Here is a 1,272-nt window from a genome sequence, read left to right as displayed (position 1 = left end):
ATTGAATATGTGAATGAGGTAAGAATCAATGAGGTCAAGATAACACCGGATATCGACCGTCATATGATCCGCTTTGACTTTCAGCTCATGGGTATCGAGGGTAAAGATAATTTACGCCTAGAGACACGGATTGCGCTGAAAGGACAGCATGTGAAAAAGGTCAGCTTATCTGCCGACAGGCCCTGGATAACGGTAGAGGTCCATGTATTTCATGAAGCCGGTGGTCCATGGAAGCAGTGCTTGTGGTCACCGGAATCGCCAAACTTGTTCGATGTAGAGTTTATTCTGTATGAGGATGAGAAAGTGAGCGACAGGGTGTATTCTTATTTTGGCATGCGGAAAATATCGATTGAAAACGGGCAGGTTCTATTGAATAATGGCCCTCTTTACCAGCGTCTGATTCTGGATCAGGGCTACTGGCCGGAAACTTATCTGACTCCGCCGTCTGAAGAAGCCCTTATCGAAGATATCGATAAAATAGCCGCGATGGGATATAACGGGGTTCGTAAACATATGAAGCTGGAAGACCCTCGCTTTTTATATTGGTGTGATGTGAAAGGCATGCTCGTCTGGTCGGAAATGGCGGCGACCTTTGAGTTCAATGATCAGGCGGTTAGCCGCTTTACGAAGGAATGGCTGGAAATCGTGCCGCAGCAGTACAATCAGCCGAGCATCATAACTTGGGTCCCGTTCAATGAATCGTGGGGCATAGCGACCATTGGACATGATGTAAGGCAGCAGCAGTTCACGCAAACCATCTATCATCTGACGAAGACGGTTGATCCGTATCGTCCGGTGGTTACCAATGACGGATGGGCGCATACAGTCTCGGATATTTTAACCCTTCATGATTATGTGGAGACGGGCGAAGAGTTTTTGGAGCGATATCAGGACAAGGAAAGCATTGTAAACAACAGCATCTCCTTTAACAATTGGAAATATGCCTTTGCAGAAGGATATGCCTACCGGGGACAACCAATTATCATAAGCGAATTCGGCGGCATTGCCTTCCAGACGGACATGGGCTGGGGATACGGAAACCAGGTGAATTCAGTCGAAGCTTTTATCGAACGTTTCCGTGCAGTCACCGGAGCAATTAAAGCGACCCCCTATCTCTCGGGCTATTGCTATACACAGGTAACCGATGTACAGCAGGAAGTCAACGGATTGTTGACGGAAGACCGAAAACCGAAGGTTCCGCTTGAAGTGATTCGGGAGATAAATCTGGCTTGAAGCGATAATTAAGATAATAGAATTTCTAGAACGGCTGCA

1 protein-coding gene is annotated in these 1,272 nt (G+C 47.0%); it reads left to right on the top strand.

The genetic code is table 11. The features are described 5' to 3' along the window. The coding region (locus tag GRP75_RS27265) for a glycoside hydrolase family 2 TIM barrel-domain containing protein (protein ID WP_160790928.1) at positions 1-1,233 on the top strand (1,233 nt) is incomplete at its 5' end. Between the last annotated feature and the right edge of the window lie 39 nt (positions 1,234-1,272).

The organism is Paenibacillus sp. OT2-17, assembly GCF_009827695.1.
GTDB classification, from domain to species: domain Bacteria; phylum Bacillota; class Bacilli; order Paenibacillales; family Paenibacillaceae; genus Paenibacillus; species Paenibacillus polymyxa_B.
The sequence above is the reverse complement of the archived record's forward strand: the minus strand, read 5'-3'. Positions and strand labels throughout refer to the sequence as shown.